The following is a 16,169-nucleotide window of genomic DNA, read 5'->3' as shown; positions in this document are numbered from 1 at the left end:
ATCGTTTATTTATGAGGTGAATGAATCCGGTAAAACAATGCGTATAACGTCGGGGTTACGAATAACGTAAGTAAGGTGGCGAAGGTGAGTCCGAAGATAATAGTCGCCGCCATTCCACCGAACGCTACGTCGAAAAGTAAAGGCACCATTCCTAAAATAGTCGTGGTAGCCGCCATCAAGACCGGGCGAGTCCTTGAGATGGTTGCCTCTATGATCGAGTCGTATGGAGAGATACCGTTACGACGTTGCGTGTTAATCTCGTCTAATAATACGATTACGTTTTTGATAATCATACCCAAGAGCCCCAACCATCCGGCGATCGGGAAAAAGCCGAAATCGAACCCGGTAAGTAACATACCGATCGCTACCCCGATTAAGGAGAGAGGGAGCACGCAAAGGATGATTATCGGTTGACGGAAATTGGAGAATAAAGCGACCAATATAACAACCAACATCAAGAAAGCCAGCGGGAAGAATTTGACAAGGGCTTGCAATCCCTCTGTCTGGTCTTTATATTGTGAATCCCAGAAGAAGCTATATCCTTGGGGCAGGTTCATTTTCTCGATCTCTTCCCGAATCTCACCGTGTACCTCAGACATGGTGTAACCGTTTTTCACGCCACACATCGCTGCCATAGACAATTGCCGGTTGTAGGTCTTGATCTGCGGATATTCCCATGCGGAGGTTACCTGTCGGGTTACTTGTGACAAGGGTGCGGATTTCTCTCCGTTCCACACCGAGAAATCACCTAATGAACGGGGATCGTCGATTCCGCTCTTCTCCGATTTCAATAAGACCGGGACTTTCTTTTCCTCATCCCGGTAAATCCCGATAACCGTACCTTCCTCGATGGATTTGACGGATTCCATCAAATTAGCCTTGGTGATACCTAAGAAACCGGCTTTTACCGGATCATATACCGGGCGTATCATATAGGTCATATTACCCCATTCATTCCGGGCATCGGTTACTTTCGGGTTCCTTCGCATAATGTCGATAGCTACTCCGGTCAAAGAGTCCAATACCGCCGGGTCCGGTCCGAGGAAACGGGCTTCTATCAAGGCTTCCGTAAGCGGGCTTAACTCAAACTTGTTCACATTGATGAGCGGTTCCGGATATATTAAGCGAATTGGGTCTTGTAGCAAGGCATGCAATTCCCGGGCCTCTCCGGATGTCTTGCATTTTACCAATAATTGGGCATAGTTTGGTTGGGGACCGAAGCTAACGTTCGATAGATAATAACGGGGCGGTGTCCGTCCGATATAAGTCGAAACCATTTCCGTCTGCGAATATTCTTGGATGGATTCGACCATATCGGTAGCGTATCGATCGGTTTCCTCGATGGCTGTACCTTCCGGTAGCCACATATCTAAAGTGAAATACTGCTTATCGAGCGAGGGCACGAACACTTTCGGGATAAACTGGAAACCCCATGCGGAGATAACCAATAGAACGGATAAGATACCTACTGTAGCGTATCGGTATTTGATGACAAGGCGTAGGGAAGACCGAAAATAATCATAGTATTTTCCAGAGAATAATTCCCCTGTTAACTCGTCCGGTCTGGGGCGCCGTACAAACTCTTGGATGAAGAATGGGGTTTGCGTAAGCGCAAACACCCAGCTGAACATCAAGGATACTCCGATCACGATCACTAAGGATGAAAGTAATTCGCCCGTGATATGCGGTGAATAATAAATGGGCAAGAACGTGAGGATCGCGATAGCCGTAGCCGCCAGTAGAGGCAGGGCGGTGGATGAGCAAGCCCTCATGATTGCGATACGTTTGCGCATGCCTCGTTGCATATTTACCAAGGCAGAGTCCGATACTACGATGGCGTTATCTACCAACATACCCATCGCAATGATGATAGCGGCAAGAGACATTCGTTGCAAAGCGATCCCGTTGGCGAACATGACAATTAAAGTGGCGAAGATAGAGAAAACCAATCCGCTACCGATCAAAAGGCCGTTTTTGAAACCGATAAAGAACAATAAGATCGCTACTACGGTCACGACGGAGATGATCAAGTTCAAGATAAATCCTTGGTTGGCCACGGCGGACTCATATCCTTGGTCGTATATGGAGGTGAGCTCAAAACCCTTGGGCATGGTCTCCGAAAATGATTGAATACGCTTTTTCACGGCCTTGGCCATATCGACCACGTTCCCGGTCGGTACGGTAGAGATAGCGATACCGACCGCTTGCTTGTTATTGATGCGCATGAAGTTTTGGGGCGGAGTCTGGTAACTCTCCTCAATACGGGCGATATCGCCTAGCCGGAAATGTTCGCCGGAATGAGATACGATCGTAAGGTTACGGATATCATCCAATGAGTAAAAATTACCGGTGGATTCGATACGTATGCGAGTCTCCCCGTTGCGAATACTCCCGGCGTCTACCATTTTATTCTGTCCGTCGAACGCCCGTTTGATATCAACTGTCGTAATACCCCGATTGGATAAGATCGTGGGGTTTATCCGGATATCGATTACGGGAGTTTGTATGCCGTAGATCTCTACCTTTGCCACGTCTTTTACTTTCAGTAAATCATCTTTGATCAGTTTGGCTTGATCCTCCAGTTCCCGGTAGGTATAAGATTCTCCGGTCAATCCGTAGAAAACACCCAATACATCGCCAAAATCATCATTGACGATGGAGGTTCCCGCTCCGGAAGGTAATTTGCCTTGTACGTCGTTTACCTTTCGGCGTAGTTTATCCCATAACTGCTGCATCTCGTCGGCCCGGATTTCCTTTTTCACGTAGACCGTGATCTTGGAAAGTCCAGCCCGGTTCTCTGTCTTCAGATAGTATAACTCGCCTAAGGATTGAATGGCTTCTTCCAGTACATCCGTCACTTGGAACTGAACTTCCGAGGGGGAGGCGCCGGGATAAGGGGTAAGTACCAAGGCTTGCTTGATCGTAAACGGGGCATCTTCCAGTTTTCCCATCTTTGCGTAAGAGAACAGCCCCCCTGCCAAGATTAGGACTAGCAGGAGCCATGTAACCGCTTTGTTTTTCAGGAAATATTTGATGAATTTTTGCATCTTACTTATTTTTGGATGGTTACGGTACTATTTTCGGAAAGGAAACGTTGCCTTGTCAATACGACAAGGTCATTTTCCGTGATTCCTTCCACGATCTCTATCTGGTTATTTCTTTGCTCACCGAGTTTGACGGGAACGGAGTTTACCTTGTCTCCTTTAACCACCCATACATAATCTCCTTTTTGGGGGCGGTGACAGATAGCCGTTAAGGGAAGCCATAGATTTTGAGACCGCTCTTCTTTGGGTAGGTCGATCGAGAGGATTCCACTCATTCCACCCAGCCATTCCATATCTGGATTTGGGACAATGGCGGTCAGCAGATAAGAGAGGTTATTGTTTGTCGTACTTTTAGACACATATAAATCGGAAGGGGTGATTGTCCGTTCGGGAGCCGTATCGAAATGGATTTCTATTTGACATAGCTTCTGTTTTTCTTTATCATATAAGTGTAAGGCGACTTCCTCTGGTATATAGGTCTCGATCTTGAGCCTGTCCAGTTCTATGAAGGTAAGGATCGGCTCGGTCGCTTTCACGTCTTGGAAAGGTTCGATATGGATATTTTGGATATATCCGTCGTAAGGGGCGGACAGATGGGTGTCGCTTAAGGCGTTGACGGCGGTCTCGTAATTGGATTTGGCGACAAGGAAATCCGCTTTCGCTCTTTCGTAGTTACTTCCGGAGATGTTATTCTTTTTGTAAAGGGCCTCGATCCGTTTATACTCTTGGTTGGTTTGCGAGTAGAGCGCCTCTGTTTGCTGCTTGCGAATCAAGAAGTCACGGTTATCGATCGAGAGGATTGTGCTGCCTTTGGAGAACGCTTGTCCGGGCCGTAAGTCGAAATTCAAGACGGGGCCATTGATGCGGAAAGAGAGGACTGTCTCATTATAGGGTCTTGATAGAAAGGTGTATTCACGACTTCTGCCGGTCTCTGTCTTTTTTATTGGAGAGATCACCTCGACAGGTAAGTTCGTGCCTTTGGACTTTGTGTTCTTTTGGCATGCCGATAAAAGGATGCCCAGAAGCAGGATATATGAAATTCTTCTCATAAGATATACCTAGTTATTTATTACCGGGCAAAAATAGAGGCAATGGGTGAAGGAATAAGGCGGATTTTTACTGAACCGGAAGATACCGTCGCTCAACTGGAAAATAGATCGGCCCAACCTTAATTTATAACGAGGCGGACGATGGATGCCTTACACCGTGTATCACTATAGGCAATGCCCACTGCAACGCCTGTGCAGAGACAATTAGAACCGGTGATACGGTGAGTAAGCTTCCGCAGTTCCGCTTTTTTATGTACTTTTGCCGGCAAAAAAGGAGAAAGTAATGACATTGCCTTCAGAAGAACATATATTCCAGTATCCGGGACAAGGGCGGATCGAGGTGATTTGCGGTTCCATGTTTTCCGGTAAGACGGAGGAGCTTATCCGCCGTTTGAAGCGGGCTGAATTCGCCAAGCAGCGGGTGGAGATTTTCAAGCCTGCGATCGATACCCGCTATTCGCAGGATAACGTAGTCTCGCACGATAGTAATTCGATTCCTTCTACTCCGGTGGATTCTTCCTCCAGTATCCTATTGTTCACTTCCGAGATCGATGTGGTGGGGATAGACGAGGCCCAGTTTTTCGACGAGGGATTGGTAAACGTATGCAATCAATTGGCCGCTAACGGTATCCGGGTGATCGTGGCCGGGTTGGACATGGACTATAAGGGAGTTCCTTTCGGTCCTATGCCGGAGTTATGCGCTATCGCCGATGAGGTGACGAAAGTGCATGCCATCTGCGTGAAATGCGGACGTTTGGCTTACGTATCCCATCGTATCGTGAGAAATGATAAACGGGTCTTTTTAGGGGAACAATCCGAATACGAGCCTTTATGCCGGGAATGTTATGCGAAGGCTGAAGGTTTGAAGAATTGATTATTTATCCCTACATTTGTGAAATTAATAGTTTTGCGTTATATAAAGTATGAAAGAAAACGAAATGGTGTTCGGCATTCGTGCCGTGATTGAGGCTATACAGGCTGATAAGGAGGTAGATAAGATCCTTGTGAAAAGGGATTTACAAGGGGATCTATCCAAAGAGTTATTTGAGGTACTGAGAGGCCGTGAGATACCGGTACAACGTGTTCCGGCTGAACGCTTGGATCGTTTGACTCGAAAGAATCATCAGGGGGTGATCGCTTTTATGTCGGCGGTTACCTACCAGAGCTTGGAAGATATCATTCCTTTTGTGTATGAGCAAGGAAAAGATCCTTTCATCGTATTGCTGGATGGGGTTACGGACGTGCGTAATTTCGGCGCTATTGCCCGTACCTGCGAGTGTGCGGGAGTCGATACGATCGTGATTCCGGCAAAAGGAAGCGTTTCGGTAAACGCCGACGCGATCAAGACCTCTGCCGGTGCCTTGCATGTATTGCCGGTTTGTAAGGAGAAGAGTATCAACCAAGCGATCCGTTTCTTGCAGCAAAGCGGGGTGAAGGTATTTGCCGCCAGCGAGAAAGCGGCGGAGAATTATACGGCGGTGAAGTATGAAGGACCGGTAGCGATCGTGATGGGAGCGGAGGATACGGGTGTGTCTCCGGAGAACTTGCGCATCTGCGATAATATGGTAAAGATTCCGCAATTCGGAACGATCGGCTCCTTGAATGTATCTGTAGCCACTTCCATTCTGGTGTACGAGGTGGTTCGCCAACGTATGAACGAGCAACAATAATAATATGTATATAAACTAAAGAAGAAAATGAAGAAAGTTATCGCTACAAAAAACGCTCCCGCCGCTATCGGTCCGTATAGCCAAGCGGTGCAAGTAGGTAATATGCTGTTCGCTTCCGGACAACTGGGTATCGATCCTGCTACGGGACTTTTCGTTGAGGGATCCGTAAAGGAACAAACCGCCCAAGCGTTCAAGAATGTTCACGCTATCTTGGCAGAGGCAGGTTATAGCATCAATGATGTCGTAAAAACAACCGTATTTTTAGCGGATATGGGCGACTTCGCCGTTATGAACGAGGTATACGCCTCTCAGTTCGAAGGTGCGTTTCCCGCACGTTCGGCGGTAGCCGTTAAGACACTGCCGAAGAATGGTTTGGTAGAGATCGAGGTGATCGCCGTGAAAGAATAATCATAAGGAATAACGAGAGTAGTCTCATCGCTTGTCGAGACTACTCTCGTTATCCATCAAGACTACTCCCGTGATACGATGCGACTACTCTCGTAATTCATCGATACAGCTAATCTCAAAAGCCTATTATCTTCTTTTTCTGGGAGCGGGATTCATGTCACCCCTCTGTCCGAATAATTTCTCAATCAAATCCTTTCGTCCCATCTTTTGCAATACTTGCATGATCTGACGGCGTGACTCGGGTTTATACCAGAAGAAGAACTGGCGTTGTGCCAACTTTTGTTCTTTTGAGCGGGCCGTATATACTTTCTCCAACGTATAAGGATGATATCCGGTATAATACATCTCCGTAGCCAATGTCATCGGCGTAGGCGTGAAGTCTTGTACTTGCTCCAACTGGAAATGCAAGCTCTTGGTGATCACCGCCAGCTCCGCCATATCCGCCTCGGTACATCCCGGATGGCTGGAAATGAAATAGGGGATGAGTTGCTGGTTCAACCCGTATTGCCGGTTTACCTTATCGAATATCTTCTTGAACTGTCCGAATTGCGAGAAAGACGGTTTACGCATTTGTTTCAACACCTCGTCTTGCGTATGCTCCGGGGCCACTTTCAAACGGCCGGATACGTGGCGGGCGATTAATTCCTCGGTATAGGTTTGAGCTGCCTTGTTTAAAGACTCATCCGCATAACGGTGCAATAACAGGTCATAGCGTACACCGCTTCCGATAAACGACTTCTTGATCTCGGGAAGTCTATCTACCGCTTTGTAGATATCCAGTAGCGGCGTATGGTCCGCGTTCAAGTTCTTGCAAACGACGGGGGAGATACAAGACGGTTTCTTGCATTTGGCGCAAATTCGCTCATCTTTCCCCTTCATACGGTACATATTGGCGGAAGGGCCTCCCAAATCGCTTAGATATCCTTTGAAATCGGGCATTTCGGTAATCGCTTTCACTTCCTTCAAGATCGATTCCTTGCTTCGGGAGGCGATGAACTTCCCTTGATGCGCCGATATGGTACAGAACGCGCATCCTCCGAAACAACCCCGGTGGATATTCACCGAGAACTTGATCATCTCGAAAGCCGGTATCACTTTCCCTTTGTATTTGGGATGCGGCAAGCGGGTATAGGGAAGGTCGTAGGAAGCATCTATCTCCGCTTCCGTCATTGGAGGGAAGGGAGGATTCACTACGATCACCTGTTTTCCTACCTTTTGCAAGATACGTGAGGCATTGTATTTGTTGGATTCCTCTTCTATATACCGGAAATTCTTCGCTTGTTTCAATTTATCTTTTAGGCATTCCTCATGTGAGAAGAGCACGATATCGTCGTCTTTCGCATCCTCTTTGTCTGCCAGATAAACCGTTTGGCGGATGTTCTTGATCTCGTTGAAAGGAATGCCGGACTTTAGGCGGCGCACCAATTCCTTGATCGGCTTCTCGCCCATGCCGTAAATCAATAAATCGGCCGGGCTACTGGCAAGGATTCCCGGTAATAGCTTATCTTGCCAATAATCGTAATGCGTAAGCCGGCGTAATGAGGCCTCGATGCTACCCAATACGACGGGGACATCCGGATACAATTCTTTCAGTATTTTAGTATAGACGATGCTCGGATAGTCCGGACGCATTCCCGGACGTTGGTCCGGCGTATAGGCGTCGTCGCTGCGTAATCGCTTATTGGCAGTATAATGGTTGATCATTGAATCCATGGCACCGGCGGATACACCGAAGAAAAGCCGGGGAACGCCGAGCTTCTTGAAATCCCGGTAATCTCCCCGCCAATCCGGTTGCGGTACGATCGCTACCCGTAATCCTTCCGCTTCCAATACACGACCGATCACGGCCGCCCCGAAAGAGGGGTGATCCACATAGGCGTCTCCCGAGAAAAGGATCACGTCGAGGTAATCCCATCCCCGTGCCTCGACTTCTTTCTTCGTCGTGGGCAACCAATTGTCTAGTTTAAATGTTTTCATAATACAAAGGTACGTGATAATCTTGGAATAATCATAGAGACGCTATTCATAACTTTTATTTATGGGGGATTCGTTTTTATGATTAGGACAAGAGTTCTCAATCTCGTATCTTTGTGTCGAAAAGAAAAATAAACATTTAAAAACAAGGTTTCTTATGAAAACACTCACAGACGAGAAGCTGACGATTGTCGGCGCAGCAGGTATGATCGGTTCTAATATGGCACAGACCGCTATTATGATGGGACTAACTTCTAACATTTGTTTGTACGACCCTTACGCACCGGGTTTGGAGGGAGTCGCCGAGGAATTATTCCATTGTGGTTTCGAGGGTGTAAACATCACTTTTACCTCAGACATCAAGGAGGCTTTGACGGGCGCTAAATATATCGTTAACTCCGGTGGTGCCGCAAGAAAGGCAGGTATGACCCGTGAGGATCTCCTAAAAGGAAACGCCGCTATCGCCGAGGAGTTCGGCAAGAACGTAAAGGCTTATTGCCCGGACGTAAAGCATATCGTGGTTATTTTTAACCCGGCGGATATTACCGGTTTGATTACCTTATTGTATTCCGGCTTGAAACCTTCTCAGGTTACGACGTTGGCCGCATTGGATTCAACTCGTTTACGCAGTGAGTTGGCAAAACATTTCGGTATCTCTATGGATCAGGTTGAGAATTGTCGTACGTATGGCGGTCATGGCGAGCAAATGGCTGTTTTCGCCTCTACCGCTAAGGTGGATGGCAAGCCTTTGACGGAACTTATCGGTACGGATGCCTTGACGAAAGATCAATGGGCGGAGATACAAACCAAGGTTACGAAGGGTGGCGCTAACATTATCGCTTTGCGGGGCCGTTCTTCCTTCCAAAGCCCGTCATATGTATCTATCGAGATGATCGCAGCTGCGATGGGTGGTAAACCGTTCCGTTGGCCGGCTGGCGCTTATGTATCAAACGGTAAGTTCGATCATATCATGATGGCTTGGGAGACCTCAATTACGAAAGACGGCGTAGCGTTGAAAGAGGTGCACGGTACACCGGAAGAAGAGGCTGCCTTGGAGAAGAGCTACAAGCACCTTTGCGCTTTACGTGACGAGGTGATCGCTATGGGCGTGCTTCCCGCTATTTCCGAATGGCATAAATTGAATCCGAATATCAAATGATCGAATAACAAGTCATTTAGATTTTCACGGATATATGAAATCCCCGCTTAGATGGCTTCGTGCCGGAAAGCGGGGATTCTTGTTTTATTTTATCTTTAGTCCGGGGATCAGGGGCGTGCTATCTACCAGCTCCAACTCTTGCACCATCTGTAATGTTCCTTGTTTGTATTTCTGGAAATGGGGCGTTTGGATATGGCTTTTATAAGCGTCTTGATCTGCGTAAATCTCTAGGATGGTTACTTTATTTGGATGTTCTTTCTCCGATACGGCATACAGTGTAAGAACACCCGGCTCTAGACGCATGGAAGCCTCGATCTCTTCTTCCAGAAAGGCGTTATAACGCTCCAACTGGGCGGGATCGACCGTGATCTTGGATAGGCGGACTAAGTTCTTCTTTGGGGCGGGCTGAGAGGATTCCTTAATGATTTTCAACGCTTTGATAGCGGAAGGGAAGCCGATATAAGGAAGACATTGTATAACCGCCGCCGTTAAGGTCTCCTTGCTATTGCCGGCCAGTAAGTTCCCTTCGAGATGCGAGTGTAGTTGGCTTTCGGCTTCAAGGGTCGTTAGTATGCAATAAGCCAGTAACTCCCGGGTTTTCAGGTCTAGCCCGTTGCGAGTATAGATATCTCCGAAGCAGAATTCGGTGAGGAATCGCTCTACTTCCGGACCCATATTTCCCGGGACGTTCCTCATGGCCTCTTTGATTCCCTCGCCGTAAAGCCGGCTTTGTATGGCTTGTCCTTTCTCGTGGCGATCTTCTTCCGTAACGGTAGCTTGTCTCTCCAGAGGCAAAGCGATGCCTTGTTGCTTAAAGACTTCGTTGATGGTATTTAAGGCATTCAATGTCTTCGGGAAACCGATAAACGGAGCGCATAGGTATATCGCCTCCCGTAGCTCGATGGGAGTGACGCCTACGTTTAGCGCCGCTTTGGCGTGGGCGTTCAGTTGGGGCAAGGTTTGCATCGTGGCTAATACGGTGCAAGTGATAAGCTCCCGGGTCTTTTTATCAAGATCTCCTGTGCGGAATACCTCCCCGAAGATGAATTTCTGGAGAATGTCCATCATTTCCGGATCTGTTCCTTGTCCGGTCAATGCCTCGCCTCCGAATAGCTCGGTGTAATTCTTTTTACAGCGTTCGATTCTGTCCATATTTTGTTCTGTTTTAGAAGTTGGGATATCTTGTGCGAAGGCTGGTATGAAGCCTAGCAGGAAGAGTGCGATTGCTTTTGTTTTCATAAGGATATCATTATTGTTTAACATTACAAAGATATTCGGATTTATCTCAGGCGCATGTATACATATTACGGATCTTTGTATCAAAATTACCGTTCGTAAACGGAGCTGATCCGGATGACAGCCGGGGTTGGGCAAACGAATAAAGCGCCTGCGATTCCCTCGCGGGAGACACAGGCGCTTTCGTTCAAATAAATATTCTTATAAAGTACGATCCGGATATAAGGCTTTCCACCATTCCGGCTCGTCTTTCAGCCATTTGGCGAACCATGCGTAGATGGTATTTTGCCAGCCTATACGCTTCTGATAACCTACGATACCATGATTCTCGCCATCCACCTGCACGAATTCCACGGTCTTTCCTAGGATCTTCAAGGCGGCGAACATCTGGATACTTTCCCCGATGGGTACGTTCGTATCGGCGTTGCCGTGAAGCAATAGGAGCGGGGTATTGATCTTATCGGCGTTGAACAACGGGCTTTGCTTGGTAAAGAACTCCGGGGCGTTCCAAGGATAAGTCCCGGCGTTCGCTACGGAGCAATAGCCATATCCCCAATAACCTTCTCCCCAATAGCTACTCAACGCGCTGATACCGGCATGGCTGATAGCGGCGGCGAAAATGTCCGTACGGGTTTGTAGGTATTGTGTCATGAATCCGCCGTAGCTGGCACCGATGCAACCGATTTTCTTCTCGTTCACGAACGAATGCTCCTTACAGAACAGCTTGGTACCTTGGATGATCTCATCGGCGGTCTTCAGGCCCCATGCGTTCACATGGCGGGCGGCGAATTCCTGTCCGAAGCCCGTTGTTCCACTCGGATTCAAGGTGTAGACCACGTATCCGAGAGCGGCGTACATATGCATGGAATAACGCATCTCCAGCGCACGGTTCGTCGGGGAAGTACCGCCATAGTAATAAACGATCATCGGATATTTCTTATTCGGATCGAAATGAGGCGGTAGGTAATAACGACCTTGGATCGTCGTACCGTCATCCGACTTGAAGTTCCAGTCGTGTACCTCGCCTAAGGCGATATCTTTTAATTTATCTTGCGAGAGATCATACACCAAGCGGTTCTTTCCACCTTTCAGGTCGTAAGCGTAAAGGCGGTTGGCGTTGGACGCGCTCTGTCCGTAATAGAAGAGAACCGGAGCGTTGTCGGCCAACGCATACGACATGATAATATCCTCGGAGGCGGCTACTTGCTTGATCTTCCCGTTTGCTGGGTCGCACGTATAGATCCGTTGATAATCCTCATCCTCGCAGAGGATATAGATTTGCCCGTTGAAGCGGTTCCATACGGCATCGATCACGTTCGGATTGAAGTCCTTGGTGAGAGGGGAGGCTTTACGGCTTGCCAGATCGTATAGGAATAACTGCCCGTCGTACGAGTTGGAGATCTGTCCTTGCTTGATATTTCGTCCGATCCCGTCGAAAGCGTCGCCTGCCCCAGCTACCAATAACTGTTTACCGTCGGGCGAGAAGGCGGCTTGGTTTACGTACGGGGCTTTCTCCCAGATCGTATCGATCGCCATGGTCTGCAAATCCAATTTATAAAGGGAGTTGCGGGAGTGCGGCAAGGAGGTGTACACCCGGTCGCTGGTGCTGAACAATAGATAGCGGCTATCAGCGCTGATATCATTGATATAAGTGTCCGTATGCCCGAAAGTAAGTTGCTCGTACAAACCTGTTTTTAAGTCATACCGCCAGATAAAGGAGCGGTCACGGAAACCCGGGATACGGTCTGCCGGCTCTAATACACGGATCAAGTCCGTCCCTTCCTTGGGACCTTCCTCTTCTACGGTATAGAGAAGCGTGGACTCATCGGGGGTGAATACGAACCGCCCTTTCGGAAGGTTCGGGACTAATACCGTTTGTTGGTAGGTAGACGGATCTACGGTTACCAACTCCGTACCGTCCAGACCGGTGCGGGTGTAATACAATCGATTGCTTTTAGGCATCCATTTGGCGGTTGTCAAGAAACCTCCGTCTTGCAATAAGACCCGTCCCGTAGCGGCATCCATCAATTGCCCGTACGATTCGCTCTTGCTCTCCGGGAACCGGTTGACGTATTTTACCAAGGCATACTTTCCGTTCGGGGAGACACTTACGCCTTGGAAATCCTTTCCTTCTATGATATTCAGAAGGGTGTAGCGTTTCTCCGGGTTCAAGGAAGCTACGACTTTCGCTTCCGCCTCGCTCTTGAAGGTAGCCTTTAGGCTGGGAGGACAAGTGTCTGTTTCCGCTGTCAGGTATTTAACGACTACTTGATAGCGGCGGGGTTCCATCACCAACTCGGAAGAGGCTCCGACCGGTTTATCATTGACGAATACTTCGAACGCCCCGGGACTCGATATATCGAGCGTGCCTTTTACGTACCGGTCGCTGTTCAAGAAGAAAGAGAATAGATGCAGGGCATATCCTTTTTGCGGGGCAGCGAAGGTGATTGCGCCTGCCGTGTCAGCGTCGAGTACCGTGGCGTTCGCAAGCGTTTGCTCGAACGGTAAGGTCGCTTTTAATAGATTCTTCGCCTCGAAAGGCTTGCCATTTACGTTGAGGCTGTCCGCTAGGATCGGCTTGTTGACCGTGAACGGGCCTGCGTGCTGGAATTGCGTTACTTTCACGTCTTCCATGGCGTAAAGCGAAAGGGCGGAAAGAAGCAATGCCGGAATTAAGTTAGTTTTTCTGTCCATATATAATTAGTTTAGGATAAACGTTTTCCGCAAACGATGTAAAGCTGTTCGGTATCCTCTACGACGAGCGGAAGAAGATAAGGCTCCATCAATGCCGCCACCTCTCGGGCCGGGGGCAAGGGCAGCGATAATCGATCGGCGTGCCGATGGTGGTGCGTATTGATCTTTTCCTTGCTCTCGCTGTGGCAGATAACCAATTTACCGCCGGGCGCGAGCAAGCCGCTCATATGCTCGATCAACCGTTCCGGCCGCATGAAATGCGGGTAAGCGCTATATAGGATAATATAGTCGAATCCTTTCCCCTCGTAGCTCATAGCGTCCTCTTGGAGGAACTCGATGAGCGGATGATCCGGATATTTCATGCGTGCTTTCTCGATCATTTGGCCCGCTATATCGATAGCTACGATTTGGCGGGGTTCGTACGGCAGCAGGTAACTTTCCAATATCCCCGTGCCGCAACCGACATCGAGGATGCGGGCGTTCTGCCGCAGGTTGGTACGATCCAATATCGTCCGGATCTTTCCCGGATCATGTACGCAGACAGCGTCCCAGCGTTCCGCCATCGTATCAAAAAAAGTCTCTATTTGATTCATGATAATTGTCCTTCCCATAGAAAACAATCGCTGAACAGGGATTGTTCCTTGAAATGGGTTGGTTTTTCGAACAAACCGAACACGGACGATCCGGAGCCGGACATGGCGGCATATAAGGCGCCTCCCTCGTATAAGGTATCCTTGATCCGCTCGATCACGGGATGTCTCGGGAATACGCTTCGCTCGAAATCGTTCACCATCCGCTCTTTCCATTCGGATACCGGTAGCCGGATGATCTCTTTCAAGGAGGTCTCGGGCGCGGCGGGTGTTACCATCGAATAGGCTTCGGGGGTGGAGACGGCTACATCCGGTTTTACCAAGCATAGATAATAATCCTTCAAGGACAAGTCCACGGGCTCGAATTGGTTTCCCGTGCCGGTCGCGAATACCGGCGTGTTACGGATAAAGAACGGGCAATCGGCTCCGATGGTGGACGCTATCGCCTCCAACTCATCCGGGTGAATATCCAAACCGCAGAAATCATTGACCAGCTTCAACATAAAAGCGGCATCGGCGGAACCTCCTCCAAGCCCGGCGCCAAAAGGTATCGCTTTCAGCAAATGGACCTCTAGCGGGGGAATCTCGTATCTCGTCTTTAGGGCGTTCAGCGCTTTTATGACGAGGTTCTTCTCTTGGGGAGCGTCTACCGGGATTCCGGTCCCGGTGAAACTGGGCTGATCCGAGGCGACGATCTCGAGGGCATCCTTCACGGGGATCGGATAGAAGATGGTCTCTATATTATGATAACCGTCCGGACGTTTGCTTACCACGTTCAGACCTAGGTTTATCTTGGCATTCGGGAAACAGATCATAGTATTTAATGTTTGTTTTATATGATACGCGAAGATAAGAAGATATCCTTATAAACGTTCTGTTTTATCGGGTGAACTATATATGGCTTTAATAAGGGGCCCACGATGGGCATCACGCATAAAAGAGTAGGTTTGACGTTTTGACATTCTGTAATCTAAACTCCCGGAGAAGCGTTTTTTCCGGGCCAAGGTATGCCTTGCTTCCGAAAATGGCATAGAATAATAGCATCTGGTTGTCTTGTAGTATTTTATGGAAATAGGCCTTTTTATTCTAGCGAGATTAATTCATCGTATCTCATATTTTTAGGTGAAAATAGCCATTTTATACGGGTGTATCGATCAATTCTATAGGATGCGAGGGCTGTTTCTTCCGTATGTATCGCCTAATACATACGGTTGCGTTACCTAATACATACGGTCGTGTTGCCTAATACAGCCTTTTGTGTTACCTAACTCTATTACTTTTGAGTCCAAACAGGGGTATTTAGGCAAGAAAATGAGGGAAAACGTATGTTTTTATCATAGGTCTCTCCCTCTTTTTCTCTATTTGTAAAAAGGTCTTGACATCGTTATTCTGTTATTTCGATCATAATGTCAAGATTATCTCATTTTCGCTTACGGTCTCTATAATCGATACTTATTTATCCTTTATGATTTCATGGAGCATGGCAACCTTTTCTTGCTCGGCCTTTAGTAATCGTTCGTAAAGCTCGACTATTTTATCGATGGGATTGAAAGTTTGATTTTGAATGCTTCCGGCTGCAGTTGCGTTATCTTGCCATGTGCCAGAATAAATATTGATAAGCGCTCCTTCATTAAGCTCCGTGATCGCCTCTATCGGAATGTCCAAAGCTTTAGTTATCTTTTCCAATACTTCAGGTTCCAATTCGTCTTTTTTCTCGTAGCCAGATAAGGTGGCTTGTGATACCCCTATTTTGTCGGCTAGCACTTCTTGTTTGATGCCTCTCCATTCTCTCCAACGTTTTAAGTTGGCTCCATGACTATTTCTTTTGGTAAATGTTGTTTCCATGTCAGTTTTTATTGATCCTGTCACAAAAATAAGTATTAAATCTGAGTTATCTTACTATCATGTCAGATATCCGGGGTAACCGCACCCAATTTTATTCATAGCCAGAGAAACATAAATTCATCGTAATTTGTTAGGTGTCTATCATGATGATCCTGCATTACCGACAATACGTAGTCAGATATATCATTTATCCCTGTCATCTGATAATATTAGTCGTGACATTGATATTTTATCAGGGGGATTGATGGTATATCAGCAGGCGGTAAGCTTATTTTGTCTGCGAATGATAAACACAGAAATCAATGGAAACTCAAAATCAATATCCTCAAAAGGATTATTCCGAGATAATAAGCTTATCCCATCAAGTAATTGGTTTGCCGGTAAGGAAAGCGCAGATGTTATTGAAGAATCTGGATTTATGTACGATCACTTATACGTGGAATGATGTAAGCCAGATTACATTGGAAGTCGTGTTCAAAACCTCCACGCTCACTTGCCTT

13 protein-coding genes are annotated in these 16,169 nt (G+C 47.6%); 5 read left to right on the top strand and 8 right to left on the bottom strand.

Annotation, left to right across the window (positions count from 1 at the left end):
* Positions 1 to 5: 5 nt before the first annotated feature.
* Both CI959_RS18955 and CI959_RS18950 read right to left on the bottom strand, forming a co-directional pair.
* The gene (locus tag CI959_RS18955; RefSeq protein ID WP_057316945.1) at positions 6 to 3,047 is read right to left on the bottom strand and encodes an efflux RND transporter permease subunit; all 3,042 of its coding nucleotides are present in this window, start codon (positions 3,045 to 3,047) and stop codon (positions 6 to 8) included.
* A gap of 5 nt (positions 3,048 to 3,052) precedes the next feature.
* Positions 3,053 to 4,093 carry an efflux RND transporter periplasmic adaptor subunit gene (locus CI959_RS18950; protein ID WP_005857604.1) on the bottom strand — a complete coding sequence of 347 codons (1,041 nt, stop codon included), beginning with the start codon at positions 4,091 to 4,093 and terminating at the stop codon, positions 3,053 to 3,055.
* A 283-nt stretch (positions 4,094 to 4,376) separates the two neighbouring features.
* Between CI959_RS18950 and CI959_RS18945 the strand changes: the two genes are divergently transcribed.
* The 3 genes from CI959_RS18945 to CI959_RS18935 are packed head-to-tail and all read left to right on the top strand — an operon-like array spanning position 4,377 to position 6,171.
* Entirely contained in the window at positions 4,377 to 4,967 is a 591-nt protein-coding gene (locus CI959_RS18945; protein WP_008779731.1) for a thymidine kinase, read from the top strand.
* 49 nt (positions 4,968 to 5,016) lie between these two features.
* Positions 5,017 to 5,763 (top strand): 23S rRNA (guanosine(2251)-2'-O)-methyltransferase RlmB, encoded by a 747-nt coding sequence (gene rlmB, locus CI959_RS18940; RefSeq protein WP_008779732.1) that lies wholly within the window; start codon positions 5,017 to 5,019, stop codon positions 5,761 to 5,763.
* Positions 5,764 to 5,790: 27 nt separating this feature from the next.
* Positions 5,791 to 6,171, top strand: a complete 381-nt coding sequence (locus tag CI959_RS18935; RefSeq protein ID WP_005862903.1) for a RidA family protein — start codon at positions 5,791 to 5,793, stop codon at positions 6,169 to 6,171.
* Positions 6,172 to 6,297: 126 nt separating this feature from the next.
* On the opposite strand, the gene CI959_RS18930 is transcribed toward CI959_RS18935, so the two are convergent.
* The gene (locus CI959_RS18930; RefSeq protein WP_057316946.1) at positions 6,298 to 8,148 is read right to left on the bottom strand and encodes a YgiQ family radical SAM protein; all 1,851 of its coding nucleotides are present in this window, start codon (positions 8,146 to 8,148) and stop codon (positions 6,298 to 6,300) included.
* Positions 8,149 to 8,302: 154 nt separating this feature from the next.
* Between CI959_RS18930 and CI959_RS18925 the strand changes: the two genes are divergently transcribed.
* A complete protein-coding gene (locus CI959_RS18925; protein WP_005857595.1) occupies positions 8,303 to 9,304 on the top strand; it encodes a malate dehydrogenase in 1,002 nt (333 codons plus the stop codon).
* Between the two features lie 84 nt (positions 9,305 to 9,388).
* On the opposite strand, the gene CI959_RS18920 is transcribed toward CI959_RS18925, so the two are convergent.
* The 5 genes from CI959_RS18920 to CI959_RS18900 all read right to left on the bottom strand — a co-directional run bounded on the left by CI959_RS18920 (position 9,389) and on the right by CI959_RS18900 (position 15,669).
* Positions 9,389 to 10,543 carry a carboxymuconolactone decarboxylase family protein gene (locus tag CI959_RS18920; protein ID WP_005857592.1) on the bottom strand — a complete coding sequence of 385 codons (1,155 nt, stop codon included), beginning with the start codon at positions 10,541 to 10,543 and terminating at the stop codon, positions 9,389 to 9,391.
* Between the two features lie 198 nt (positions 10,544 to 10,741).
* A complete protein-coding gene (locus CI959_RS18915) occupies positions 10,742 to 13,234 on the bottom strand; it encodes a prolyl oligopeptidase family serine peptidase (protein ID WP_057316947.1) in 2,493 nt (830 codons plus the stop codon).
* A gap of 11 nt (positions 13,235 to 13,245) precedes the next feature.
* A complete protein-coding gene (locus CI959_RS18910; protein WP_005857587.1) occupies positions 13,246 to 13,827 on the bottom strand; it encodes a class I SAM-dependent methyltransferase in 582 nt (193 codons plus the stop codon).
* Positions 13,824 to 14,639: a 4-(cytidine 5'-diphospho)-2-C-methyl-D-erythritol kinase gene (gene ispE, locus CI959_RS18905; RefSeq protein ID WP_057316948.1), complete on the bottom strand. Its 816-nt coding sequence runs from the start codon at positions 14,637 to 14,639 to the stop codon at positions 13,824 to 13,826. The genes CI959_RS18910 and ispE overlap by 4 nt, the downstream gene beginning before the upstream one ends.
* Positions 14,640 to 15,276: 637 nt before the next feature.
* On the bottom strand, positions 15,277 to 15,669 hold the full coding sequence (locus CI959_RS18900; protein ID WP_009017273.1) for a helix-turn-helix domain-containing protein: 393 nt from the start codon (positions 15,667 to 15,669) through the stop codon (positions 15,277 to 15,279).
* A gap of 127 nt (positions 15,670 to 15,796) precedes the next feature.
* Here CI959_RS18900 and CI959_RS21625 point away from each other — a divergent pair, with 127 nt between their 5' ends.
* On the top strand, positions 15,797 to 16,114 hold the full coding sequence (locus tag CI959_RS21625; protein ID WP_172680042.1) for a hypothetical protein: 318 nt from the start codon (positions 15,797 to 15,799) through the stop codon (positions 16,112 to 16,114).
* Positions 16,115 to 16,169 lie beyond the last annotated feature (55 nt).

Source organism: Parabacteroides sp. AT13, assembly GCF_002272965.1.
Classification (GTDB): Bacteria; Bacteroidota; Bacteroidia; order Bacteroidales; family Tannerellaceae; genus Parabacteroides; species Parabacteroides distasonis.
This window is presented reverse-complemented; position numbering and strand designations above follow the sequence as displayed.